We start from the raw sequence: 23,107 nt of genomic DNA on the forward strand, positions 1-23,107 counted from the left end.
TAGCCTTGGCACATGCTTCAGGTAATTTGTACCTCAATAAAAGTGGAAAAATACCGCCGCGCCTATTCCATACAAAATACTGTGTAACAAAGCCATACAGCATAATCATACCACATATACAAAGTGCATGTGCATAAATAAGGCTAATATATTTAGCTTATTTAATTCTTGTTTCCGTATTTGCTAAAAATATTAGCATTTATAACACACACTCAGTTGATATGTGCAGCGCAAAAGTAATTTCTATACACGCTCATACTTTAGAGCCCATTACCTTCGACGCTATAGATAGTGTGGAGTTACCACTGTACGCCTCCTATGTTGCCGCCGGGTTCCCCTCCCCTGCCGATGATCACCTGGAGGACCGTATTGACTTGGGCAAATACCTTGTCCAGAACCCTACTTCCACTTACATGATGCGGGTGAAAGGCAACTCTATGATCGAGGCTAACATCCACGATGGCGATATACTGGTTATAGACAAATCGCTGGCGCCCGCTGATGGGCTGCCAGTAGTATGCTTTTTGGACGGGGAGTTTACTGTAAAGACCTTCCGAATGATAGACAAAAAAGCTTTTCTAATGCCGGCTAACCCTGCTTACAAGCCTATAGAGGTAACCGAAGACATGGATATGCGCGTGTGGGGCGTGGTGGTGTGGGTGCTGCATAAACCCCAGAGAATATGACCAGCCTATACGCTTTGGTAGACTGTAATAACTTCTACGCCAGCTGCGAACGGGTCTTTAACCCCGCCCTGAATGGCAAGCCGGTGGTTGTGCTCTCTAACAACGATGGCTGTGTGATAGCCCGTAGTGCCGAGGCGAAGGAGCTTAACATAGCCATGGGTGAGCCTTTCTTCAGGATCAGGGATCTTGTAGAGAGCAAGCAGGTGCACGCCTTTTCCTCTAACTATGTGCTGTATGGTGATATGTCGGACCGTGTAATGCAAACGCTGGCACAGTTTACGCCCAATGTAGAAGTATACTCTATAGACGAATGCTTCCTGGACCTGGGCGACTTTTACAGTATAGATCTACAGGCCTACTCCTGGGAGATAAAACACACTGTGTGGCGCTGGACAGGTATACCCGTGAGCCTGGGTGTGGCTCCTACCAAAGCGCTGGCAAAGGTAGCGAACAGGTTAGCCAAGAAATCTGTCAAAGCCAACGGTGTACTGGTACTAACCGAGCCCCAGCATATCCGGAAGGCACTGCAAGCAACTAAGATAGACGATGTGTGGGGCATTGGCAGGCAGTATGCTAAGTTCCTGAAAAAACGAAATATACTAACTGCCCACGACTTTGCCTCCCTTTCTGAGAGCTGGGTAAGGCAGCACATGACAGTGGTAGGCGTACGCTTGCTCAAGGAACTGCAGGGGGAATCATGTTTAGAGCTGGAGGAAGCGGCTCCTCCTAAAAAAGGCATCTGCACCTCCAGGAGCTTTGGCAAGAAGGTCAGTACTTTTGATGAGATGCAGGAAGCAACTGCCACCTACGCCGCCAGGTGTGCCCAGAAACTGCGCCAGCAAAAGAGCTGTGCCCGCCTTCTTACAGTGTTTGTCACGACTAACAAATTCTCTGAAAACAACCGTCAGTATTACAACAGCAAAACGATTTGCATGCCTGTGGCAACCAACTCTACACTGGAGCTGGTACGCTACGCCAATATTGTTTTAAAAGCTATTTACCGGGACGGCTATCGGTACCAAAAGTCTGGCGTTATTGTAACTGAAATTATACCTGAGGGGCAGGTGCAGCTGGATTTACTAGATACCGTAAACCGGGAAAAACACTCGCAGCTGATGGGAGTAGTAGACAGGCTTACCGACAGGTTTGGCAGAGGAATGGTAAAAGTGGCAGCACAGGGCACAGACAACACCTGGAAGCTCAAAAGCGAATTCAAATCTCCCTGCTATACTACCAGAATCAGCGATCTACAGACAGTCCACCTCAAGGGCAAGTAACAGTTCAAGCTTACTTTTACCAGTATCGTCCCCTGCCTATACAAGCACATTCTCTGCATTTAGCAACACTTAATCCCGACGCTTGAACAGCCGACGTAGCGGCTTTAGCGAAGCGAAATTAATGGCAGCACCTGCAATGCAGTAGATACAGGCCCGTTTCTGCACAGTAGCCATATTTATCAGGTACAGCGCACCACCCAGCGCCTGCCCCAAAACCACTCCCCCCATTGCCACATCCAGCACCCGCGATGGTTTCCGGAAGCGGGTAGCAGCCGTTGCCAGCGCCATCGTAGCAGTATAAGCCCCTAAGCTAACTACGCCATCGGGCATACCTAGCAGCACTGCCTCCTTGGAAGTGTTTACTTTACGCGTGTCGAAAACCTTGCCAGGCAGGTCTGGCATTTTCCGGATATAGCCCAGTTGGAATAAAGATATCAGGCTGAAATTAATCAGACCTAATGCGGACAGGGCAGCAATATCGCGGCGGCACTGCGTAGCTTTGCTGGAATCTTCCCGGATCTCGTTTATAACCGTTTTTTCGTTTTTCATAGCTTTTGTAGTGGGGGTATGCTTTTGGTGTACGCGCGCCTACCCCATCGGTTCGGCTTAAATACCTGTGCTACAGAGTCACATAAAGCAAACTCATAACTATGACTGGTTAGGAGGCGTAACATCTGCAAGAGATAGTATAACCTGAAGATCAATAAGATGAGCAAAGATGAAAACAAACATAACGGCACCCGAAAAGGTGTAGCCGTGATAACCGGTGCTTCCGCTGGTTTAGGACGTGCCTGCGCTCGTGAGTTTGCCAAGCAGGGCTATGACGTAGGGCTACTGGCTCGTGGCGTAGAAGGCTTACAGGGTGCCAAACACGAAGTAGAAGAACTGGGCCGAAAGGCCGTATACGTACCCGTAGACGTAGCCGATGCACAGGCCGTAGAAAACGCAGCCGCCAGAATAGAGCAGGAACTGGGCGAGATAGACGTATGGGTGAACAATGCCATGAACAGTGTCTTTAGCCCAATAAAAGAGATGGAGCCAGATGATTATAAGCGCGTAACAGAGGTAACCTACCTGGGCCAGGTATACGGCACCCTCTCTGCTCTTAAACGCATGCTACCCCGCGACCGCGGCTCCATTGTGCTGGTGGGTTCAGCATTAGCCTACCGGGGTATTCCGCTACAGTCGGCTTACTGCGGTGCCAAACACGCCATACAAGGCTTTTACGACTCGCTACGCACCGAACTGATGGCCGACAAAAGCAATGTAAAGGTAACCATGGTACAGCTGCCAGCCATGAACACCACCCAGTTTGGCTTTGTAAAGTCGCGCCTGCCCAACAAGCCGCGCCCAATGGGTAAGATCTATCAGCCGGAGGTGGCAGCAGAGGTTATTGCTTATGCTGCGGAGCACGAGCGACGGGAATACCGCGTTGGCTACCCAACATTACAGGCCATCATCGGCAACAAAATTGCTCCTTGGTTTGCTGATTACGTGCTCGCAAAAAACGGTATAGAAGGACAACAGACAAACGAGCCGGAGGATCCAAACCGCAAGCACAACCTATATGAGCCACTACCTGGCGACCATGGCGCACACGGCAGGTTCGATGAGCAGTCGACCTATAACAGCCCACAGGTGTGGCTAAGCCTGCACCGTAACGAAGTGCTGGCTGGTGCACTGGCTATTGGAGCTCTGGTATTGGGCAGCATGTTTTCGCAAAAGTGGATGCACAATGGTGTAGAAGATTAACCGATAATTTGAGGTTTGTCTCTTGCTAAAGATACGAGCAGCTGATACTTAAGCTTAAGCACGTACCTAAATTAGGAGCAATGGCAAGTATAGCTTTCCTCTTAAAGGTACTGCAACAGACATCATTCATAGAAAAAAGAGGCCGTTACTGTAGAGTAGCGGCCTCTTTTTGTATCCTGCAAAGTACGGCTTAGCGACCAAAGTCGTCCTGCACCCGCACGATATCTTCCTCATTGGATGGGTTAGAAGCATCTGTATGCTGCCAGATCTCAGCCAACACGCCCCAGCCTTGTAGCCCCACCAGGCGGTGGCGCTCACCCTGCTGCAGCTTGATCTGGTCGCCTGGCTGTAATACCTTCTGCTCCCCTTCCTCATCGGTATTGCTGGTTACCACACCTACTGTGCCTCTTACCACGCGCCAGATTTCGGCTCTGCGGTGGTGGTACTGCCACGATAACCTCTTCTCAGGGGCAACCACCAAAATCTTAGGGCTCAGTTTGCCAGATATCTTCAGGTCGTCTACCGAAATTCCATCAAAATAAGTGTCAGCAAAACGCTGGGCCTGCGCCTCGTCAATCACGAAAAAGCCACCCCAAGGGCGTGACTGATCCTGTTTATCAATATTGAAGCCCTGTGCCTGTAGCTCCTGCTCCAGCTCTTTAAAAAGTTCTGCTTTGTTTTCTGCTTCTGATGCCATGCGTATTCAGTTATCTTTATCTAGTGTTAAATCTATTTTGAAAATTGAATATAGATATACGGGCAAAGACTAAGAAATTTTCAGAGACCTATTTTTATCAGGGCCATGCATTCCACAGCAGCCAAGGCAGTATAACCACCTCTTTCATACACACTCACAAGCTAAGACGGGTTCAAAGGCTATCCTCTACACATTCCAGCTCCCGCAGCCAATCAACTATAAATGCATCACATACTGCTTCTCTTCTTCAATAACACTGATACAAAATTGAGCACCTGCAGATTAACTACCGACAGATCATCATGTTAAGGCATTAGATAATTACTATATTTATGTACATTATTACTAAATAAAGAAGCTATGGAACGCAAACTACAGATAACGGGCAAAGGCAAGCTCTCAGTGTCTCCTGATGTTATCATCCTTTCCTTCGATGCCTCGGCGCATGAGTGGGAGTACGAAAAAGCAGTAAATGCCCTGAACAAAAAGGTAGAAGAGCTTCGCACGATCATAGAAACAGTAGGCGTGGAGCGGAAGAGCCTGAAGACAAAGGATTTCAGCATCCGGAAAGACACCACCTGGAATAAGAAGACTGAGAAGTATGATTTCAACGGCTTCAGAGCTTCACACAACCTGGAGCTGGAGCTGCCCTTAGACAAAGTCATCATTAACCACCTGTTGGGCCAGATCGCTCAGAGGCTCGAAAGCCTGGATTTCAGCATTGCCTTTGGAGTAAAGGATGCGGCAGATCAGCAACAGCAACTCATTCTGCAAGCCATAGCTAAAGCTAAGGAGAACGCTACGCTTATTGCCGGTGCCACCGGTGTAGAGCTAAAAGAAATTCTGGACATCGATTATTCTTACCGCGAGCTCACCATCCGCTCTCAACGCCACAACTATTCTCTCTATCAAACCGACATGGTAACAACCTATGATGCCGCCCCAGACTTTGAGCCAGACGATATTGATGTGACAGAGACAGTAACGATTACGTGGAGAATCGAGTAGCCGCACTTTTATGCCCGGCTTCATGCTTACTATTAAAAGCACCTGATATAGATGACTCTACCACAGGTTAGTGTCTAGCATGAGAAGCGAAAATCAGGAGAAGTACTTGAGGGACAGGTTAAACCACTCCCTCTGGCTATTGTTCCCACCAATAGCGGCGGGGCAGCAAGGGCATTATTAGCCACTCTAATGCATCCTCTTCCGAAATGAAGTACTGCGTATCAAAGTATGGCGTCTCATCCTTCACTTTTTTATCCAGCACTTCGTTAGTAATCTGTTGCAGCACGTCAGTAGAGGAGACAATAGCCAGCTGCTTAAGATTACTTTTCGAAATCACCTCTACCGAGATTTTTGCCAGCCACCCCTGATCATCTACTGTAAGCACCCCCATTCTCTGGTTGTTGACCAGCAGTTTCTCTAAACTTTGCGCTAAAAGAACCCTGCCTGTTTCCTCAATACCCTTTCTATACTCATCACTAAGCACAGGCCTTAACCAATTGACAAGCAGCAGCTGGTTATGTACATCAAGAGTTATCTCTACAAAACTTGTACTATACAACTTCATATAAGTGGCTTCTGCTCTATTAGAGGTTAACCTCGTGCTTACACCTTCGCTACTAAAATGCGCCGGGTGCGGCTCTGTAGAAATATTAAGGTTAAGTTGTTGTTTATCTTCCATCTCGCTACTCAAACACCTCCATTATCTTGGATAAACCTTAAGGGGGAATGACAAATTTTATTCTAACTGACTGCTCCTGTTTTTACTGCTGGGGCTAGATGTTATTGCAAAACAAGACCATCGTCATGCAAGTAATCCAGCTTAGCAAAGGTAAAATAAAAGCTTCCACTAATAAGGCGGTGCAAATAAACAAAAAAGCACTTACATCTGTATGACACATAAGTGCTTCAGATACTTGTCGCGTGCTTAAGAATGGTACCTACCCGGTTAAACCCCACGTTACCTTTCAGCGAAATTAGCTATACAAGCCTACCGAATACAGCTTTTCCTGAGGAGTTCAACATGCTGATGCCTGGCCTTTTGCTCATGAAGCCACTGTTAGATGCAGTGTTCACAGACTTTCCTATCAGGATAGCATTTTCTGCCTTAATTTGACTACCTCTTCTGCAGTACAGCATCAACATGGTAGTCAGGAGCAAAAGAATGGCAACCCCAATACCAGCGGCATAGGCAATAGTGTTGGGAAGATCAACCCCCTCACCAGCAGGATATAAGAGGTCACCACGGCACTCATGAAAACAGCAGGAACCAGGCTTGTCCAAAACTTCTTACCCTCTTTTAAAAGGTAAACTGTCACGACCCAAAGCGTTATGGTTGCCAAAGTCTGATTTGTCCAGGCAAAGTAGCGCCAGACACACCAAAGACAATCAGTGTCAGTCCATACCTACTGCAAAGAGCGGCAGGCTGATTAGAAGTCTGTTATTCATCGAGCTTTGTTTGGAGCAGAGGAAATCCGCAACTATAAGGCGCGCACTACAGAAGGCCGTGTCACCAGAAGTAATAGGTGCTGCCACTACCCCCAGAAGCGCAGAAACACCAGCCACCTTTCCTAAAAGAAAGTTTGACGCCTCACTAACGACAAAGGCTGCATTTCCCTGCTGCTGTGCCATTACCTGGTTCAGTTCATCTACGCCACCGAAGAAACCCATGCTAATAGCTGCCCATATCAAGGCAACAATGCCCTCAGTTACCATGGTGCCGAAGAAGATGCTCCTACCCTGCTTCTCCTTCGTCATACATCAGGCCATAAGGGTGATTGGGAAGCATGAAAACCAGATACAGCCCCACAGGCAATGGTTACAAAGAGCATGGGGAACAGGGGAAATCCATCAGGATTCATGTGCTGGTTAGTTAGGCGTGTCAACCTCACCTCTGGAATTTGTTGCCTCTGCACAACCATCACCACCAATACGCCCAAAGCCATAAAGAGAAGTGCAATTCCGAATAAGGGATAGATACGACCAATCACTTTGTCGACAGGCAGCACAGTAGACAAGATATAGAAAAAGCCTCCCCCAAATCCACAGGTTCATGCCACCAAAGCCGTCTGTCATTCCGTGCAGGATTGTGGCAGGTCCCATCATGATGACAGCCCCGACCATGATCAAAACGAAAATAGTGAAGCCCCGCATGAATTGCCTCATGCCATGGCCAAGGTAATAGCCTGTGATCTCAGTTATACTCTCCCTTATGTCGGAAAGCCTTCCAGAAAGATAGTCATGTACCCTTCGTACCGGGAACAATCTATATAAAAGCAGCAGGCCCCACATGGCCCAGCCACGGCACCGACTATTGGACCCAAGCCGGCAAAATTCAGAAACTGCACCAGAAAGATCTTCCATCCCGGCATAGGCACATAATCAACGTTAGCACGAAGAGCAATGGCCGGCGTTGTACGTGCCAGCTCAATTCCGAACACACGCTCAATGAACTTTGAGTATAAGAGATAGCCAAGCAACAGCGCAATAACCGAGACAAAGAAGGAAATCATGTTTTCTTTTCTTGATTAAAATAGTAGAGGGAGCATAATGATTTTGCAACCATATTGTGCTCCCTCTCTACTAACTAAACTTCACTCACCTTATCAATTCGCTTTATTATTCTGGATCCATATAGGCTGCCCCAGCCGTGCCAGGTAACCAGCTCGATATAATAAGACCTGTAATGCAGTTCTGCACTCAACTCACCAGATCATTTTATATATTTGCTTGCCCAGAATTAAATATACTAATTATTTAAATTAAATTACAAAAGTTTTTAAATAAAATAATTAAGTTATATACAATAATTAAATTTTAACAAAATAGACTTTTACTAGAGGCCAGTCTGTGGGAAGAGTGGACTTAGAATGTATAGGAATAACAAGCTAATGAGCATCAGACGAAAAACTTTCCTGGAAGAGCTAGGAGGAGAGAATATAACAGGAGTGGCGTATAAGAACGTCAATCAGAAGAAAAGCATTATTTCCTATTTCGCCAACATCGGCAACGCAACCATAGCAGAGCTGTGCAAGGAGCTTAACCTGAGTGCTCCCAAAGTTACCAACTTGGTAAATGATCTGATCACAGATGGACTAGTTCAGGATTATGGCAAAATAGAATCCACGGGGGGCAGGAAGCCAAACCTATACGGCCTTACTCCTGACTCAGGCTTTTTTTTAGGGGTGGATGTAAAAAATCACTCCATCAATATTGGCCTGACCGACCTTCAGAAGAACCTGGTTAAGATAGAAGAGCATTACCCTTATAAGTTGAGCAATGATGAGAAGTCTTTAAAAGACCTATGCAGCATCATCAATATGTTCATAAAGGACTTACCTATCCCCAAATCTAAGATCATGGGTGTCGGAATCAACCTTTCAGGTAGGATTAGCTATGCCACCGGCTATAGCTATAGCTTTTTTCACTTCCATGAGGACCCCTTAAGCAGGATTATTGAGTCTCAGGTAGGTATCCGGGTTTTTCTGGAAAATGATTCCAGGGCTATGGCCTATGGAGAGTTCAGCACAGGCGTGGACACAAACCATAAGCATGTGCTCTTTCTGAACCTCGACCATGGTCTGGGCTCAGGCATTATCATTAACGGGCAGCTGTATTATGGCAAGTCAGGATATTCAGGGGAGTTTGGGCACATGCCTGTTTTTGATAATGAGATTCTCTGCCACTGCGGGAAGAGGGGCTGCCTGGAAACAGAGGCATCTGGTTGGGCGCTTGTGCGCATGTTCAGGGAAAAGGTAGCCGAAGGCTCCTCCACCTTAGTGATGCGTGACAGAAGCAGTCCAGAGTCCATTATGCTAGAGGACATCATTAATGCGGCCAACAACGATGATGTGCTAGCGATTGAACTAATTGCCCAGGTAGGAGAGAAAATAGGCAGGAGCGTAGCCGCCCTAATCAATATATTCAATCCTGAACTAGTTATCCTTGGCGGCAGTCTCGCTGCGACGCAGGAGTACATAAGACTGCCTGTCAAGAGCGCTGTTAACAGGTATTCATTGAGCCTGGTTAACAATGATACCCAGTTTCAACTCTCTAGACTAGGGAACAGGGCTGGTGTTATCGGGGCATGTTTACTTGCACGCAACAGGTTACTAGATCTCGCTTAATGTGATTTTCAGGAATTAGGGGTACCTAAGTAAACCTGTACCCTAAATAGTATAAGGTACAGGTTTACTTATCATTCTCTGTTGGCAGAGTTTTGCCCTTGAAAGTACTTCTAGGGTTCATAGCTCCAGAGGTGTGTTCCTCTTCTAAAGTAGAGTCTGTTGTCTCTCCCGAGCGTCAGCAGGGAGGCGTTCTCTTCCAATTTTTTAACTTCCATCGTTTCAGGGTCAATGACAAACAGCTCGTCATTGGCCGTGCCGTACACCATACCGTTCGGGTGCATTACCAGAAAGGCATCGCGCCACACAAAATTATTGGCCCTCTCCTCACTGATGAGGTATAACTGGTGCCTAGTCAGCACCTTATTCTCTTCTATGCTGTAAGTAAACAGGGTCCCCCCCGCTACCCCCCAGAGTTTGCCGTCTGGAGCCACTTTAAGGCAGGTAACAGCCTTGGCCCCCGGTACAGGTACCATTTCAAGTACTTTTTTGCCACTTGTTGCGTCCCAAACAAAGAGTTTCCCTTCCTTCTCCGTCGGATGCGCCCCTATACCTCCCCAAACCGAGGTGCCTCCAAAAATCATGTTCTCCTGATGGCAAAGCGCCACAATTGACTGGTTTTTAACTACCGCTTTGTAATCCCTGAGCTTATCAGTACCAGGATCGTACTCCAGCAGGGAGCCCCCTAGCAGGCCATATTCCGGTACCATACCAAAGAACATCGTCCCCTTGGTAGCTGCACTTGCAACAGCGAAAGGTCTACTCTGTCCTTGTACCTGTTGAATCAGCTTGGGATTTTGCTTTGTCATATCCCATGGTTTTTGCGTGTCATATACATACAGCCGGCCATGAGGATATATGCCGAAAAAAATAAGGTGCCCTTGCACGGCCATCCCCTCGGTCTGGTCCAGGCCCTTCAGCGTTATTGTTTTGCCCGTAGCCGGATCAAATACCCCATGCCCTCCAGCCACATAGCCGGCAGTCCAGATACGGCCATCCGGCCCGCTCAAGATTGACTGGATCGCAATAGGCAGCTCCGGCACAGTAAGCTTTGCCACCGTAGACTTTCCCGTGGCAGGATTATACCTGACAATCTCCCTTCCCGAGGTGATCATCGACAAGCCCTGCTCACTGGACCAGTTCATAGTGATGGCCCCGGCAGTAGACATGACTTCTTTTACCTGCTCGGCTGGTTTGGCCAGATTAAGGGTATACAGCTTGCCTTTTGAAGTATAATAGACCAGCTTCTTATCCGGCGAAAGCAAGGCAGAACGCACATCCAGGGCGCCCAGCACCTGTTCTACTTTTTTGGTGTTCAGGTTGATGACCAGGCTCTTGTTTTCACTTCCGCTGGTTAACAATGCCAGAAGCCGGTCGCCCCCTTTCATACCCGCAAGCAGGCTCATGTTGTACACAAACTCATGGTCTTTGAACTCCGGAGGCAGGAACTCAGTTTTCTTCCCAGTACGCGGATCCAACTCGACCAGATGGGCATGTGAACCGACACCAGCGTATATCTTACCCGTCTTCTCATGGTACACAAGGCTTCGCACATATTTCTCACCCCCTACCATAGGTCCCTTTCCTACATCACTGAAGCCGTCCTTTGGATGGTAGCGGAAGACCCGGCACCCCGGATAGGTTGCCCCAAAAATTTCCCCGTCCTTCCCGGCAGCTAAATCCCAGAGGTAGGTTTCGCCTGGCAGGGTATACCCCAGGTTCTCTATTTGCTGGGTACCGGGGCGGTGTTTAAACAGGTAGCCACTGGCGCTGGGCACATATAACCACCCGTCCGTAGAGACAGCCAAGTCCCATACGCCGTCGGTTTTTTCAAGTGGCAGGTCCACCACTAGTTTATTCGTCTGCACGTCATATCCCAGCAGGTGCGCCGGCTCCCCACGCACTACAGTATAGGCCATCTCGCGCCCCTGGTCGTCTTTGGCAAATACGCTTCCCTGAATGGCGGCGGCTCCCACCTGAGGACCCAAGTCTGTAAACTTTCCGACTCCAGGTTTAGCTTCTGCTGCTGCCTCTTTGTCTAAGGCGCTGTTCCTTGCCTTGGGCTCCGTGGCCGTGTGTGCAGTTTGCTCTACTTGCCCCCAAAGCGGAAAGCTACAGAGAACAAGTCCTAAGCCGTATAAGAGAACGTGTTTCTTCATACCTAATCATTTTGTGTGATGTTGTACCCAAGACTGGGTGACTGCTGTAAGGTGTACCCATACTTTATATTACCCGGGCAAATGCCACTTAAAAGAATTTCCTGCCCCGGAGGTAGCCCTGCAGACTACGCCACCAGGGCAGGAATCCTTTATAAGTTAAAAGCTACTGTTGTTTAGCTAGTACCCTGGATTCTGCGTTAACACACCTGGTGCTGACTGGTCAATCTGGCGCTGTGGAATGGGGAAGTACTTTAAATGCTCCTCCGGGGTCAGGCTTACCGCCAGGGCCGTTTGCGTATTGTTGTTAAACCCTCTCTCCTCTCTGGTAAGGTTCATATACCTGCCCGTGCGCACCAAGTCCAACCAGCGCTCGTTTTCATAGGCAAACTCCAACTGACGTTCCAGCAAAAGTTTATCATAGAAGGCCTCCTTACTTGAAATGTCGTCCAAAGTATAATTATGGTCCGTACCCCCGAACGCCCGTTCCCGCACCTTGTTCAGTTGAGCAAGCGCCTGATCCGGCTGCCCCAGTTCATACAGCGTCTCGGCATAGAGCAATACCACATCGGCAAAACGTATCACCGGCAAGTCCAACCCGGAAGAACTGTAGGTATGAGGTACGGCATACTTGTTTACATAAGGATACCAGATGGGTGGGTTGTTCGGGGTGGAAGGAGGCGTCCAAAACTCATTTATGGTAGCTGCCTTCCGGGTGTCTCCCTCCTGGTACTGCTTGTGCAGGCTCCAGGAAGGCAGTGCCACTTCGTTACCGCGAGACACTACCCCAATGGCGCCGCTGTTAGGAATAAAGGCTGTGGACAATGCATGGCCATTTGATCCATCAACATACCTGATGCTGAAGATAACCTCACTGTTATCCTCGGTTTCCAGTTTCCAGAGCGATGCAAAATCGTTCACCAAACCATACCCTGGAAACTCGTTCAGGAATTGCTCCAAATAGGTCTTGGCATTATTCCAGTCCTTCTGGTAGACGTACACTTTTGCCAGCAGCGCCACTGCTGCCGCCTTGCTGGCCCTACCCTTGGCGATGTTGGCTTGCAAAGGCAGCCTTGTGATCGCCTCTTTCAGGTCCTCCTCAATCAGGTCATAAACCTCGCTTTCTGAGGCCCTGCCTATAGTTCTGGACTCTTCAATCTTGGAAATGGTTGCCGTAATTTTAGGCACGCCACCAAAGACCCTCACCAGATCAAAGTAGAACAGGGCCCGCATGAACTTCGCCTCCCCAATCAACTGGTCTTTCTGCCCATTGGCGTAATCAACCGGCTTGTCAATGTTGCCCAGCACAGCATTAGCCCGGAAAATGCCGTTGTAGGAGTTTTCCCAGTAGTTGGCCACCTGCGGGTTATCGGGTGTGAAGGCCAGCAGATCCGCTTCGTTTGCCCCTGCCACCGCCGTGTTGTTAGACATGTACAGGTTGTCGCTGGGCATTTCCAAGATCAGGTAGTCGTTGGGCTTGCGGACCTGCAGGCGGTTGTATACACCTAGCATGGCCAGGTCTAGGTCCTTGGCATTATTGAAGGCATTCACCTCTGTTAGGGCCGAAGGAGGCGTCATTTCCAGCAACTCGTCGTGGCAACTGCTCAATACTAGTGCTAGGCACACGCCGCCTATGGAAGTATATATCGTTCTTTTCATTTCGCTTCTAGAAAAATTTAAAAACTCAGGTTCACACCAAACGTCACGACACGGTTAACTGGCTCAGAGCCGTTGTTAAAGCCAGGTCGGCTATTTACCCCTCCGATCTCGCCAGCGGTAAAGCCTTCCGGGTTATAGCCGTGGAAGCCCTTTTTGGTCAACATCAGCAGGTTGCTCACTGAAGTATAAAGGCGGAGGTTATCCATGCGCAGCTGATCCGTGATAGAACGAGGCAGGGTGTAGCCCAGGTTCAGGTTACGGATGGTCAGGAAGGAGGCATCCTCGATGTACACGTCAGCAGAAGTCTGGTAGGTCAGCATGCTCAGCGCACTGGCAGGCATTTTACCGTCTCCCGGCTCAGCCTCAGACCACCACTGTGTTTCCACCAGCGAGCGGCGCATGGCCCCGGCCAGGGCACCCTGGTAGTACTCGTTCTCGAAGTTATACATCTTGGCCCCTAGTGAAGCTTGCATGGCAATGCTTAGGTCAAAGCTTTTCCATGCGAAGTTGTTCACCATGCCCATGATCAGCTTGGGTTGGAAGTTGCCAAGTACAACCCTATCCTCGGGTGTGATTTCTCCGTCCCCGTTTACATCCGCAAACTTTGTGTTACCAGGTTTAGAACCCGCTCTGACAGGCGAGTTGGTTACATCTTCCGCGTTCTGCAGCACACCGATGGCTCTGTAGCCGTAGTAGGAGAACATCGGCTCGCCAACCTTCAGGATCCAGCTCATGCCATAAGTATCGGTAAAGATTCTTTCCTCTACTCCGCCAAGGCTTACCACCTCGTTTCTGTTGCGGGCCAGGTTAAAGTCCGTCTCCCAGGTAAAGGCCCCTACCAAGTTCTTGGTATTGAGCTCCACCTCAAAACCGTTGTTTCTGATTTCACCAATGTTTGAGATTGCATCGTTGAAGCCGGTAATGGCCGGGATACCTACAAAGTATAAAAGGTCGGTGGTTCGCTTGTCATAAAAGTCAACGACAACGTTAAGGCGGTTATCGAACAGGCCTAGCTCTACTCCCACATCATAGCTGTTGGTCTTCTCCCACTTCAGCTCAGGATTGCCGAAGGATACCTGTGCCTGTCCTTTCGCCAGTTGGTTATTTGGCGAGTAACTCACGCTACCCACGCGGCCCAGGTAATCAAAATCGCCGATGTTGAAGTTACCGGTGGCACCATAGCTAGCACGCAGCTTCAGGTTACTGATGGCCGGGATCGCCTCCATGAAGTTCTCCTCAGATACTCTCCAGGCAACCGAAGCAGACGGGAAATACCCCCACTTGTTGTTCGGTCCAAAGCGTGAACTGCCATCTGCTCTGACCGAGCCGGAGAACAGATACTTATCCTTATAGCCATACTGCAGGCGGGTGAAGTATGACACCAGGCCCCACTGTGATTTAGAGGTACTCGTGGCTCCAGGGTTGATAATGGCATTGTTCAGCGTCTCAATGATATCATTGTTAAAGCTGCCTGCTACTGCCCCCATGGTGGCGTAGCGGTTTGTATACTTCTGATAAGAGGCACCTGCTATCCCATTCAAAGAATGTATATCCTTGAAAGTTTTATCATAGCTGAGCACGTTCTCATTTACCAAGTTAATGTTCCTCGCATCGGCTGAGGAACCCGAGGAAACTCCAGCGTTTGAGGCGTAGGATGCTTGGAAGGCTTCGACGGTGTTGTAAGAGACATTGGTACCTACGGAAGATTTGAAGTTCAGACCTTCCATCAGCCTTAGGCCTATATACGCCTCCCCAATATTATTCATGGTGGAGGAGTAATAGGAGGAGCCGTTAAGGATGGCCAAGGGGTTCACACCGCCCGTTACCACCACGCCCCAGTAGTCACGCGCCTTTGGATAGGTCCCGTCTGGATTTTGCAGGGCCACAAATGGCGGGTATTTTACCAGCGGGTTTATGTCCAGGGGCGAATAGCGGCGGTTAGAGAAACTGGGGTTGATGTTAAAGCCCACGTTAACGGCCGCATTCACCTTTACATCCAAATTTGCCCGCACTGAGTAGTTCTTGTACCAGGTGTTGCGCAAGGTGCCCTGCTCATTCTTGTATCCCCCGGATACATAGTACTTCACATTATCCGTGCCGCCGCTCACCGAGAGGTTATAGTTCTGCATTGGAGCGGTGCGCAGTACCTCATCCTGCCAAATAACGTTGTTCTCCTTGATCGCCGGGTTCACCTGGTATTGTGCCGGACGACGATCATCTCCCCACACCGGGATAGAAGGGTCTCCACCAGCCCATACAAACTCACGGTTCTGGTAGCGCACCACGTAATCGTAATACTCCTGCCCGGTTATCCAGTCCTCGTGCCCCATTGCTTTGGAGAAGCCGCTGTAGGCATTGAAGTTAAGCTTTGGTTTGCCCGACTTTCCTTTTTTGGTCGTTACGATAACCACACCACCTGCACCTCTGGAACCATAAATGGCCGCCGAAGAAGCATCCTTCAGGACCTCAATCGACTCCACATCATTCATGTTGATACTCTCCAGGTTACCACCCGGAAATCCATCTATCACCACCAGCGGATCATTACCGGCACTGATGGAGCCAGCTCCGCGCACGCGGATAATTGGGGCTGCACCCGGTATACTTCGGTTCTGGGTAATGTTCACACCGGCCAGTCTGCCTGCCAGTGCCGCCTCAGGCCGTCCGGCCGGAATCTGGTCCAGCTTAGTGTTTTCGACCCTGCTAACAGCTGCCGTTACAGAGCTCTTCTTAACCGTACCATAACCGATCACCACTACTTCCTCCAGCGCTTTGGCGTCATCGGCCAGGCTTACATTGACGGTTCCGGGACCATTAACAGGCACCTCCTGGGTAACCATACCTATAAAGGAGAAAACCAAAATACCAGGCTTATCAGGAACACTTAATGTATAGTTACCCCCGGCATCGGTGGAGGTGCCCAGGGAGGTGCCCTTCAGCACAACGGTTACCCCAGGCAGAGGCTCCCCATTCCTAGCAACAACCTTTCCGGATATAACCCATTCCGGAAGTACAAAGTCTGGGGTTAACGGGGTTTCTGTGTCCCGGCTGTAAACAGCAGAGGCAGAGAAACACAGAAATAGGATGGCAAACCCCCTTCGCCACCGCTGGATGAACGTTTTTCTCATATTCTGGCAATTATTAAGAGTTGATGTTTATCAGAAAAAACAATAATCTATAATGCCTCAAGAATAGAAAACGACTACAGCAGTCTTGCCAAACCACACTTTCCCAGTTTCCTTGATCTTGGTATTTCCCCAGGCTTATTCCTGTCAGCAGCCTTCTTTGGAGTATAAATGCACGGCTGCCACTGCATCAGTTAATGAATATTCCTTGCGTCAGGAAAATCCACCACGCGCTATAAGCCAAAAAACAGTATATCTTCTCTTGTCACTTTTTCCGGAAGGCGCTGGACTTAGCGTAGCAACCAAATACAAACCAGCCAAGAGTACACCTGCACCGTCACACTTCAACTCGAGTACCAGCGTAGTGGTAAGCGATTTGAAATTTTGCTTTGTCCTACTACAGTTTTTTATTAACCATTTTTTAAGCTGTGTATACCTTGTAAAAGTTTAACTTTTCGTAGCGCATCGCTCAAGGATCATGTAGAGGAACCGCTTCTAATCCAAAGTATTTGCATGATCAACGAGCTTATTCTCTGTTAACCTTTCTACTCAGGAGCCCCGGGAAGTTATCGCCTTGCGCTGTGCCAGCTCCTGTCATATAGCTACCGTAGGTCATGCTATCGCCAAAACAGACAATCTTCTTTTCACCTTTCAGAAGATCGTTTTTCGCCAGGTAAGCGTGGATGGTTTCGGCAATCAATTGGTAGCCTTCTTTTGTGGGATGAATCCCATCGGGCTTGCCAAGGTTTTTCTCGTTGATAAGCAGCGAATGTTCTTCCCGGTTAGGCGATCCTGCTGCTTTAAACAAAGTATTCAGGTCTATGAAATGCAAGTTGTTTTCACCTGCAAGGGTTCTGATGATCGCCCCAGCTTTCTCCATCTTCACATTCAGGTCTTCGGAGTAAAGCCGGCGGTCGTGCCGCCCGAGCACATACCCTGTATCAACCGGCGGCGGGGCCAGTAACACGATATCGGCCCCTTGTGCTTTCATCTTTTTGATAAGGGATAAACAGTTCTCTTTATACTCCTTATAATCCACCAGCTTATGGGAGTTAACCATATCATTTGTGCCCACCATCATGATGACTAAGTCTGGCTGTTCGGCCAGTACATCCTGGTCTACCCGCTGCAGCAAATCTCTGGTGTTATTGCCAGGCACCCCTTTGTTAAGTATAACATGCTGCGAGGAGGCAGGCCCCGGGATGGAGGCAAAAAAGAGCAACAGGACGATGTACTTTAGCTGGCTCATAGCGTGTAAACAGATTTAGAAATACTCGTTATTTGCTGTACTTGAGGTTTTTCCTCCACCCGCCGCATCAAAGACGCACAATTTTACGGTGGTCCTTTCTGTCATCGGCAGCAATGCTAAACAAGGAAAGCGACACAACGGAAAAGAGCTAAAAATCTGCTATCCGTTACGGTGTTGCTCTGTGATTCTTCAATCAACTTGTTAAGATTTGCCTGCCCCGGCCTTTTTGAAAATTTCTTCCAGCGTCACCGGGCTCCCTCCCCGTTTCTTGCTTTCGTCAGCGGCATCCATAAACGCAAGGATCTCCAATGTTTCGGCAGGACTTACCGGCGGTTTACCGGTTTCAAAAAACTGAGCTATCTCCACTAACATGGGGTTATAACCGGTAAAAGGTCCCAATGACACGATGCCTTTCTCGGCAAAGCAGCTGCCACCAAAGTCTGTTTTACCTGCCCGAAGCCCCCTGAAGGTGCCTATCCGCTTGTCCTCCCAAGTGCCAACTACCACATCGGTGTCGTCGGAATAATGCCGTACCACCTGCTTACAGCCTTTGCCCATGACCGAGAACAGTGTTTCCACGCCATGAATGCCGTACCAGTAGAGGTCCGGGTGCGTGCGCTCCAGTGTGGCCGGGCTGTAGGTGTCGGCGCCGTATACTTTTCCATACTTCCCGCTGATCACCTCCTGCACGCTGGCCATAAAACGCAGCGAGGAAGAGGAGAACACGGGCACATTCGCTTTCTCAGCAGCCGCAAAAATGGCGATGGCATCGCTGAGGGAGGCTGTCATGGGCTTGTCGATGAAAAGCGGTTTTTTCGCCTTGATGACCTGTAGCGCCTGCTCCAGGTGCAGCCGACCGTCATTTGTCTCCAGCAGCACCACATCCACATCCGCCAGCAGACGCTTGATTGAGTCTACAACCCTAACCCCATACTTCTGTACTTCCTGCGTGTATCCCGGAATCCGCTCCACGCTTTCTTGAATGTCTTTGCTACCGTGCGGGTAGGCCGCCACTACCCTGTAGCCGCTGAACTCCGGTCCTGCATCAGGCGCGTTGAACGCTTTGGTGAAAGCAATGCTATGCGACGTATCCAATCCGATAATGCCTATCCTTTTACCTTTCCTGGGCTTGGAATCTTGGGCCAGAGCAGCCAAAGGCGACAGGCTCAAACCCATGCCGAGACCGGCCAAGGCAGCAGACTTCAGAAATAAACGGCGGTTGGTGTTTCCTCTCACGGTTTAACGTATTATTGGTTTAAACTTAGGTCCCGGGCACTTTACAGAAAGCCACACGTGCTACTCTACAGCGGCTTCCGGCTCATACTGCCACAGGTCCATCCCTCTTTTGAAGTATATCCTCCCCTTGTCACCCATAACTGGCATGCCTACATTTTCTTCCAGCTGCGTTACCTGCATGGTTTTAGGATTTATCTTCAAAAATTTGCCATTTACAGTGGCATAAACAGCGCCCGAAGGGTGTTCGACCATAAAAGCGCTGCGCCAGATGTGGGAAGGCCGGGTGTGTATCTCAAACAGCCGGTGTGTGTAGATGACACTACGTTTGGCCACATCAAGAATAAATAAGTCTCCATCGGCAAAGCCCCAGATGTTGCCATCCGGACCTTTCATCAACCCTGTGATGGCCATGGTGCCGGGCACCGGCACTAGCTCGAAAGTTTTCTGCTTCCGCACTGGGTCCCACCCGAAGACCTTGCCCTCGGGCTGGGTTGGTTTTCCGCCAAGCCCTCCGAAAATGGAAGTTCCTCCGATCACGATATCTCCTGCCTCTACCAGGCTCACAATCGACTGGTCGGGGATCAGGTTGGTGATGGTTTCCAGCTTATCGGCGGCTACATCATACTCTACCAGGGCGCCGCCCAACTGCCCATAGCCTGGCACGGTGCCGAACAGTACCTTGTTCAGTTTCTCCAGTCCCAGCACGGCAAACGGTCGGTCCTGCCCCTTGATCTGCCCCAGCAGCCTGGGGTTGTTTTGCTTCAAATTCCAGGGCTTTTGGGTGTCATAGGCATAAAGCCTTGCCTTGGCATAGATTCCAAAGTATATTTCAGAGCCCAGGTTTGCCAGCCCCTCTGTCTGGTCTAAGCCCGGCAACTGCTTGTTCTCTCCGGTTACAGGGTTGTAGGTGGCATGTCCGCCAGCCAGGTAGCCGCCGGACCAAACCAAACCATTTGGCCCAATCCCGATAGACTGAATGTCGATCGGCTGGCCTGGGATAGCTAATTTTTCGGTCGTAAGCTTGCCTGTTTTCGGGTTGAACGTATGAATGTGCTTACTTCCCGTTAGCACGTACAGCAACCCGTTTTTGCCCCATCGTACTGTTTTGGCTTCACCTTCTGTACTGGCAAGTTCTTTAGGCTGCGGCGCTTTGGCAGCGTAATCCATCTCGTAGAGCTTTTTGCCTGCCGTATAGTATACTTTAGAGCCTTTGGGAGCCTTGATGAGGGACTTTACATCCATGGTAGGCATATACCCTTCAAACTCTTTGGTCTTCAGGTTATAAATAGTGGTTACCCGTTCGGTTGGCCCCGTAAGCCAGCCAAATACCCTGTCGCCTCCTTTTAGGCCATGCACCAAATTGATGTGGTAAATGGCCTCCTGGTCTCTGTCCTGATCGGGAAGGAGTTGTTTTTTCGCACCCGTCTTCGGATCCAGCTCCACCATGGCCGAGTGCGAGGCAATGCCTGCGTATACTTTCCCGGTCCCCTGGTGATAGATTACACTCCTGACATAGTTCTCGTTCTCTACCAAAGGGCCACGGCCTACATCGCTAAAGCCGTCTTTTGGATGGTAGCGAAACACCCGGCAACCGGGATAGGTACCCCCGAAAATCTCCCCGTCTTTGCCTGCGGCTAAGTCCCAGATCACTTTTTCGCCAGGTAGTACCGTCCCTAGGCTCGTAACCGAATCGGTGCCAGGCACATGCCTGAACAGCACCCCGTTAGCCGCCGCGATGTACACGGTTCCATCCGTGGAAACCTCCACATCCCAAGAACCATCTGTATCAGGGAGCGCAGCATCCACCACCAGCTTGAGCGGGTCCAGACTGTAGCCGACAAAATGGGCCGGCCGGCCTCTTACAACAGTGTAAGCATAGCTCTTCCCGGAAGCATCATCGGCAAAAACGCTGCCCTGAATGAGCGAGGCATACACCTGCGGGCCAAGGTTTGTAAACTTACCGGAGGCTGTCCTCTGCGCCCAGCCAGGGGAAAGGCAAGCGATTACCAGCCAGAGCAGCACAGCATACGTTAATTTGCGCATCATACCAGAATATTTTCCTTCTTCAAAAAGGCTTTCACAAATTCGTCATCGTTCAGGTGAGGGTAAGCGGCGTATACCCGGTCAATCTCCTCCATCTGCCCCGCAGAGAGTTCCTCGTCCGGATTGAGGCACCAGCGCCCCTCCAGCAGTCCCTGTCTTCGCAGCACCTCATGTATGCCAGGAATACAGCCGTGGAAAGCGTGTGCCGGGTCGAACATGGCCGCATTCACGTCGGTTACCTCAATGCCTTTGGTTAAGAGTGCATCGGCAACCTCTGCAGTTTTATGCTTACGGTAGGCCTTAACCTCGTCCAGCAACCCAACTGCTTTGCTCGTCCAGACGGCCCAGTGTCCCAGCAAGCCACCTACAAACTCTTTTTCCACCGCTTGCCCGTTAATAGTAAAGCGGTAGGTCGTCATCAGGTCAGCAATGATGTTGTCGTCGTTGCCCGTGTACATAGCAATCTCGTCTTTCCGGGAGGAATGGCAGACAGCCCGCATGACATCCAGGGTTTGGTAGCGGTTGAAGGAGGCTACTTTGATGGCTTCGACGTTCATGATTTCGGCAAACTGGAGCCAGAAGTCGTAGCTAAAAATGCGACCTCCCACCGATGGCTGCAGGTAAAACCCGAACACGGGCATGATCCTTGCCACTTCCCGCACGCGCTCCAGTATCTGCTCCTCTGACCATCCCTGCAAACCGCCCATACTCAGCAAACCAATGTCGTACCCATACTTTAGGGCTACTTCAGCTTCCTTTACAGCCTGCGCTGTCGGGCCGCAGATACCAGCTACTTTAATGAACGGGCGGTCCAGCTTTGCTTTCTCCACCTCTTCGGCGGCCAGCTGCAGTACTGTCTCATATAGGTTTATCTTTGGATCCCGTATCTGGAACTGTGTAGAGTGCACGCCTACCGCCACGCCACCGGCACCACTGCCCATGTAATAGCGGGTCAGCTGGCGCTGCATCTGCTCCTCTAGTTTTCGATCTGCCTTCAGGGCCAGCGGATGCGCCGGAATTACGGTACCCTCGTGCAACAATGCTTTTAGTCTTGAGTCTAATTTATGTGCCATTAGAATTTCCCTTCTCTTTCCTGAAAATGTGTGGCTTTGCCAAAGGTGCTGCCGCCCTCTGTTACCCAAAGCGCGGTGATTTCAATAATTTCACGGATGGTCACTCTCGGGTACCCGAACAGTTTATGCGCCTCCGAGGCGTTGCTTAATAAAGCTGTCGGCTGTGCTTCATGGATAAACTTTGGCTCTTTGTCGAAGAGCAGGCCAAACTGCTCCGCCACCCACTTTACAGACAGAGTCTCAGGGCCACTCACATTAAGTATTTTAGCTGGGGACTCGCAGTGCAGTAGCGAGCGCAGCGCGATCTCGTTGGCGTCGCCTTGCCAGATCACATTCACGTTGCCTGTTCTCAGGTCTATCTCCCGGCCTTCGTACACGGCCTTGGCAATCTCCAGTATCACGCCATAGCGGAAATCAACAGCGTAGTTGAGGCGGTAAATGAGCGTAGGCGTGTTGTTCTTTTGAGAGAAGTACTGGAAGATGCGCTCCCTGCCGAGGCAAGACTGGCCATACTCCCCTACCGGTGAGGCCGGATACTCTTCCGACAAGCCACCCGAAGTTACCGGTACAAGCGGGTAAACGTTGCCGGTGGAGAACGCCACAATGTTCGAGGCGCCATACTTCTCGGCCACTCGCCCAGGCAGGTAGGCGTTCATGGCCCAGGTAAAGGCTTCCTTGCCGGTGGTGCCGAACTTGTTACCCGCCAGATAAAGCACATTCTCCACCTCCGGTAGCCTCCTCAGATCATCTTCATTGAGCAGGTCGGCTGCAATGGTTTCGATGCCATGGCTCTCCAGATCTGCCCTCAGGCTCCCGTCAGAGAACCTGGAAACACCAATGATTCGTTTGTTTAAACCTGCTTCCTCCACCGCACGTCTGGCAAGCTTACCCATACTTGGTCCCATCTTCCCGCCAATGCCCAGCAGTAGAATGTCCCCCTTGATCTTCGCCATATCCTGCAGAAGCTTGTCAGAAGGACTCAGCAGTTCATACTCTAGTTTTTCCAAATCTTTCATTTTGTATCA

At 49.9% G+C, this 23,107-nt stretch carries 20 protein-coding genes; 5 read left to right on the forward strand and 15 right to left on the reverse strand.

What is annotated here, in order from left to right; all coding sequences use genetic code 11:
• Window positions 1–221: 221 nt before the first annotated feature.
• Window positions 222–686 (forward strand): LexA family protein, encoded by a 465-nt coding sequence (locus tag PKOR_RS22830; protein WP_046313724.1) that lies wholly within the window; start codon window positions 222–224, stop codon window positions 684–686.
• Window positions 683–1,963 carry a Y-family DNA polymerase gene (locus PKOR_RS22835; RefSeq protein ID WP_046313725.1) on the forward strand — a complete coding sequence of 427 codons (1,281 nt, stop codon included), beginning with the start codon at window positions 683–685 and terminating at the stop codon, window positions 1,961–1,963. Before PKOR_RS22830 ends, PKOR_RS22835 begins: the two co-directional genes overlap by 4 nt.
• A gap of 69 nt (window positions 1,964–2,032) precedes the next feature.
• Here the strand turns inward: PKOR_RS22835 and PKOR_RS22840 are convergent, their stop codons facing one another.
• Window positions 2,033–2,512, reverse strand: coding sequence for a vitamin K epoxide reductase family protein (locus PKOR_RS22840; protein ID WP_046313727.1), 480 nt, complete (start codon window positions 2,510–2,512; stop codon window positions 2,033–2,035).
• A 159-nt stretch (window positions 2,513–2,671) separates the two neighbouring features.
• On the opposite strand from PKOR_RS22840, the gene PKOR_RS22845 reads away from it, so the two are divergent.
• A complete protein-coding gene (locus PKOR_RS22845) occupies window positions 2,672–3,715 on the forward strand; it encodes an SDR family oxidoreductase (RefSeq protein WP_046313729.1) in 1,044 nt (347 codons plus the stop codon).
• A 190-nt stretch (window positions 3,716–3,905) separates the two neighbouring features.
• Here the strand turns inward: PKOR_RS22845 and PKOR_RS22850 are convergent, their stop codons facing one another.
• Entirely contained in the window at window positions 3,906–4,412 is a 507-nt protein-coding gene (locus tag PKOR_RS22850; RefSeq protein ID WP_046313730.1) for a cupin domain-containing protein, read from the reverse strand.
• A gap of 360 nt (window positions 4,413–4,772) precedes the next feature.
• Here PKOR_RS22850 and PKOR_RS22855 point away from each other — a divergent pair, with 360 nt between their 5' ends.
• Window positions 4,773–5,420 (forward strand): SIMPL domain-containing protein, encoded by a 648-nt coding sequence (locus PKOR_RS22855; protein WP_046313732.1) that lies wholly within the window; start codon window positions 4,773–4,775, stop codon window positions 5,418–5,420.
• Window positions 5,421–5,556: 136 nt separating this feature from the next.
• On the opposite strand, the gene PKOR_RS22860 is transcribed toward PKOR_RS22855, so the two are convergent.
• The 5 genes from PKOR_RS22860 to PKOR_RS25400 form a co-directional block, all read right to left on the reverse strand.
• A complete protein-coding gene (locus tag PKOR_RS22860) occupies window positions 5,557–5,985 on the reverse strand; it encodes a hypothetical protein (protein ID WP_148561780.1) in 429 nt (142 codons plus the stop codon).
• Between the two features lie 413 nt (window positions 5,986–6,398).
• Window positions 6,399–6,701: a hypothetical protein gene (locus PKOR_RS25785; protein WP_235337014.1), complete on the reverse strand. Its 303-nt coding sequence runs from the start codon at window positions 6,699–6,701 to the stop codon at window positions 6,399–6,401.
• 111 nt (window positions 6,702–6,812) lie between these two features.
• Complete coding sequence (locus PKOR_RS25390) at window positions 6,813–7,175, reverse strand: carbon starvation CstA family protein (RefSeq protein ID WP_071843186.1); 363 nt, start codon at window positions 7,173–7,175, stop codon at window positions 6,813–6,815.
• The gene (locus PKOR_RS26165; protein WP_415837299.1) at window positions 7,172–7,363 is read right to left on the reverse strand and encodes a carbon starvation CstA family protein; all 192 of its coding nucleotides are present in this window, start codon (window positions 7,361–7,363) and stop codon (window positions 7,172–7,174) included. The genes PKOR_RS25390 and PKOR_RS26165 overlap by 4 nt, the downstream gene beginning before the upstream one ends.
• Window positions 7,364–7,627: 264 nt before the next feature.
• Complete coding sequence (locus tag PKOR_RS25400) at window positions 7,628–7,930, reverse strand: carbon starvation CstA family protein (RefSeq protein ID WP_071843188.1); 303 nt, start codon at window positions 7,928–7,930, stop codon at window positions 7,628–7,630.
• Between the two features lie 378 nt (window positions 7,931–8,308).
• On the opposite strand from PKOR_RS25400, the gene PKOR_RS22870 reads away from it, so the two are divergent.
• Window positions 8,309–9,544, forward strand: coding sequence for an ROK family transcriptional regulator (locus PKOR_RS22870; protein ID WP_046313736.1), 1,236 nt, complete (start codon window positions 8,309–8,311; stop codon window positions 9,542–9,544).
• 110 nt (window positions 9,545–9,654) lie between these two features.
• Here the strand turns inward: PKOR_RS22870 and PKOR_RS22875 are convergent, their stop codons facing one another.
• From PKOR_RS22875 to PKOR_RS22910, 8 genes are all read right to left on the reverse strand, one after another.
• Window positions 9,655–11,700: a ligand-binding sensor domain-containing protein gene (locus PKOR_RS22875; protein WP_052739056.1), complete on the reverse strand. Its 2,046-nt coding sequence runs from the start codon at window positions 11,698–11,700 to the stop codon at window positions 9,655–9,657.
• A 177-nt stretch (window positions 11,701–11,877) separates the two neighbouring features.
• Window positions 11,878–13,356, reverse strand: a complete 1,479-nt coding sequence (locus PKOR_RS22880) for a RagB/SusD family nutrient uptake outer membrane protein (RefSeq protein WP_046313739.1) — start codon at window positions 13,354–13,356, stop codon at window positions 11,878–11,880.
• A gap of 17 nt (window positions 13,357–13,373) precedes the next feature.
• On the reverse strand, window positions 13,374–16,484 hold the full coding sequence (locus tag PKOR_RS22885; protein ID WP_052739057.1) for a SusC/RagA family TonB-linked outer membrane protein: 3,111 nt from the start codon (window positions 16,482–16,484) through the stop codon (window positions 13,374–13,376).
• A 523-nt stretch (window positions 16,485–17,007) separates the two neighbouring features.
• Window positions 17,008–17,730, reverse strand: a complete 723-nt coding sequence (locus PKOR_RS22890) for an SGNH/GDSL hydrolase family protein (protein ID WP_052739058.1) — start codon at window positions 17,728–17,730, stop codon at window positions 17,008–17,010.
• 201 nt (window positions 17,731–17,931) lie between these two features.
• Complete coding sequence (locus tag PKOR_RS22895) at window positions 17,932–18,906, reverse strand: Gfo/Idh/MocA family protein (protein WP_046314841.1); 975 nt, start codon at window positions 18,904–18,906, stop codon at window positions 17,932–17,934.
• Window positions 18,907–19,026: 120 nt separating this feature from the next.
• Window positions 19,027–21,012 (reverse strand): ligand-binding sensor domain-containing protein, encoded by a 1,986-nt coding sequence (locus PKOR_RS22900; RefSeq protein WP_052739059.1) that lies wholly within the window; start codon window positions 21,010–21,012, stop codon window positions 19,027–19,029.
• Window positions 21,009–22,082, reverse strand: a complete 1,074-nt coding sequence (locus PKOR_RS22905) for a dihydrodipicolinate synthase family protein (RefSeq protein WP_046313740.1) — start codon at window positions 22,080–22,082, stop codon at window positions 21,009–21,011. Before PKOR_RS22905 ends, PKOR_RS22900 begins: the two co-directional genes overlap by 4 nt.
• Window positions 22,082–23,098, reverse strand: a complete 1,017-nt coding sequence (locus PKOR_RS22910; protein WP_046313742.1) for an NAD-dependent epimerase/dehydratase family protein — start codon at window positions 23,096–23,098, stop codon at window positions 22,082–22,084. The genes PKOR_RS22905 and PKOR_RS22910 overlap by 1 nt, the downstream gene beginning before the upstream one ends.
• Window positions 23,099–23,107: the final 9 nt, after the last annotated feature.

The organism is Pontibacter korlensis (assembly GCF_000973725.1).
GTDB lineage: Bacteria > Bacteroidota > Bacteroidia > Cytophagales > Hymenobacteraceae > Pontibacter > Pontibacter korlensis.

Coding starts and splice junctions, on each gene's coding strand:
- PKOR_RS22830 (WP_046313724.1), top strand. CDS start 222: ATGTGCAGCGCAAAAGTAATTTCTATACACGCTCATACTTTAGAGCCC.
- PKOR_RS22835 (WP_046313725.1), top strand. CDS start 683: ATGACCAGCCTATACGCTTTGGTAGACTGTAATAACTTCTACGCCAGC.
- PKOR_RS22840 (WP_046313727.1), bottom strand. CDS start 2,512: ATGAAAAACGAAAAAACGGTTATAAACGAGATCCGGGAAGATTCCAGC.
- PKOR_RS22845 (WP_046313729.1), top strand. CDS start 2,672: ATGAGCAAAGATGAAAACAAACATAACGGCACCCGAAAAGGTGTAGCC.
- PKOR_RS22850 (WP_046313730.1), bottom strand. CDS start 4,412: ATGGCATCAGAAGCAGAAAACAAAGCAGAACTTTTTAAAGAGCTGGAG.
- PKOR_RS22855 (WP_046313732.1), top strand. CDS start 4,773: ATGGAACGCAAACTACAGATAACGGGCAAAGGCAAGCTCTCAGTGTCT.
- PKOR_RS22860 (WP_148561780.1), bottom strand. CDS start 5,985: ATGAAGTTGTATAGTACAAGTTTTGTAGAGATAACTCTTGATGTACAT.
- PKOR_RS25390 (WP_071843186.1), bottom strand. CDS start 7,175: ATGACGAAGGAGAAGCAGGGTAGGAGCATCTTCTTCGGCACCATGGTA.
- PKOR_RS26165 (WP_415837299.1), bottom strand. CDS start 7,363: ATGGCTTTGGGCGTATTGGTGGTGATGGTTGTGCAGAGGCAACAAATT.
- PKOR_RS25400 (WP_071843188.1), bottom strand. CDS start 7,930: ATGATTTCCTTCTTTGTCTCGGTTATTGCGCTGTTGCTTGGCTATCTC.
- PKOR_RS22870 (WP_046313736.1), top strand. CDS start 8,309: ATGAGCATCAGACGAAAAACTTTCCTGGAAGAGCTAGGAGGAGAGAAT.
- PKOR_RS22875 (WP_052739056.1), bottom strand. CDS start 11,700: ATGAAGAAACACGTTCTCTTATACGGCTTAGGACTTGTTCTCTGTAGC.
- PKOR_RS22880 (WP_046313739.1), bottom strand. CDS start 13,356: ATGAAAAGAACGATATATACTTCCATAGGCGGCGTGTGCCTAGCACTA.
- PKOR_RS22885 (WP_052739057.1), bottom strand. CDS start 16,484: ATGAGAAAAACGTTCATCCAGCGGTGGCGAAGGGGGTTTGCCATCCTA.
- PKOR_RS22890 (WP_052739058.1), bottom strand. CDS start 17,730: ATGAGCCAGCTAAAGTACATCGTCCTGTTGCTCTTTTTTGCCTCCATC.
- PKOR_RS22895 (WP_046314841.1), bottom strand. CDS start 18,906: ATGGGTTTGAGCCTGTCGCCTTTGGCTGCTCTGGCCCAAGATTCCAAG.
- PKOR_RS22900 (WP_052739059.1), bottom strand. CDS start 21,012: ATGATGCGCAAATTAACGTATGCTGTGCTGCTCTGGCTGGTAATCGCT.
- PKOR_RS22905 (WP_046313740.1), bottom strand. CDS start 22,082: ATGGCACATAAATTAGACTCAAGACTAAAAGCATTGTTGCACGAGGGT.
- PKOR_RS22910 (WP_046313742.1), bottom strand. CDS start 23,098: ATGAAAGATTTGGAAAAACTAGAGTATGAACTGCTGAGTCCTTCTGAC.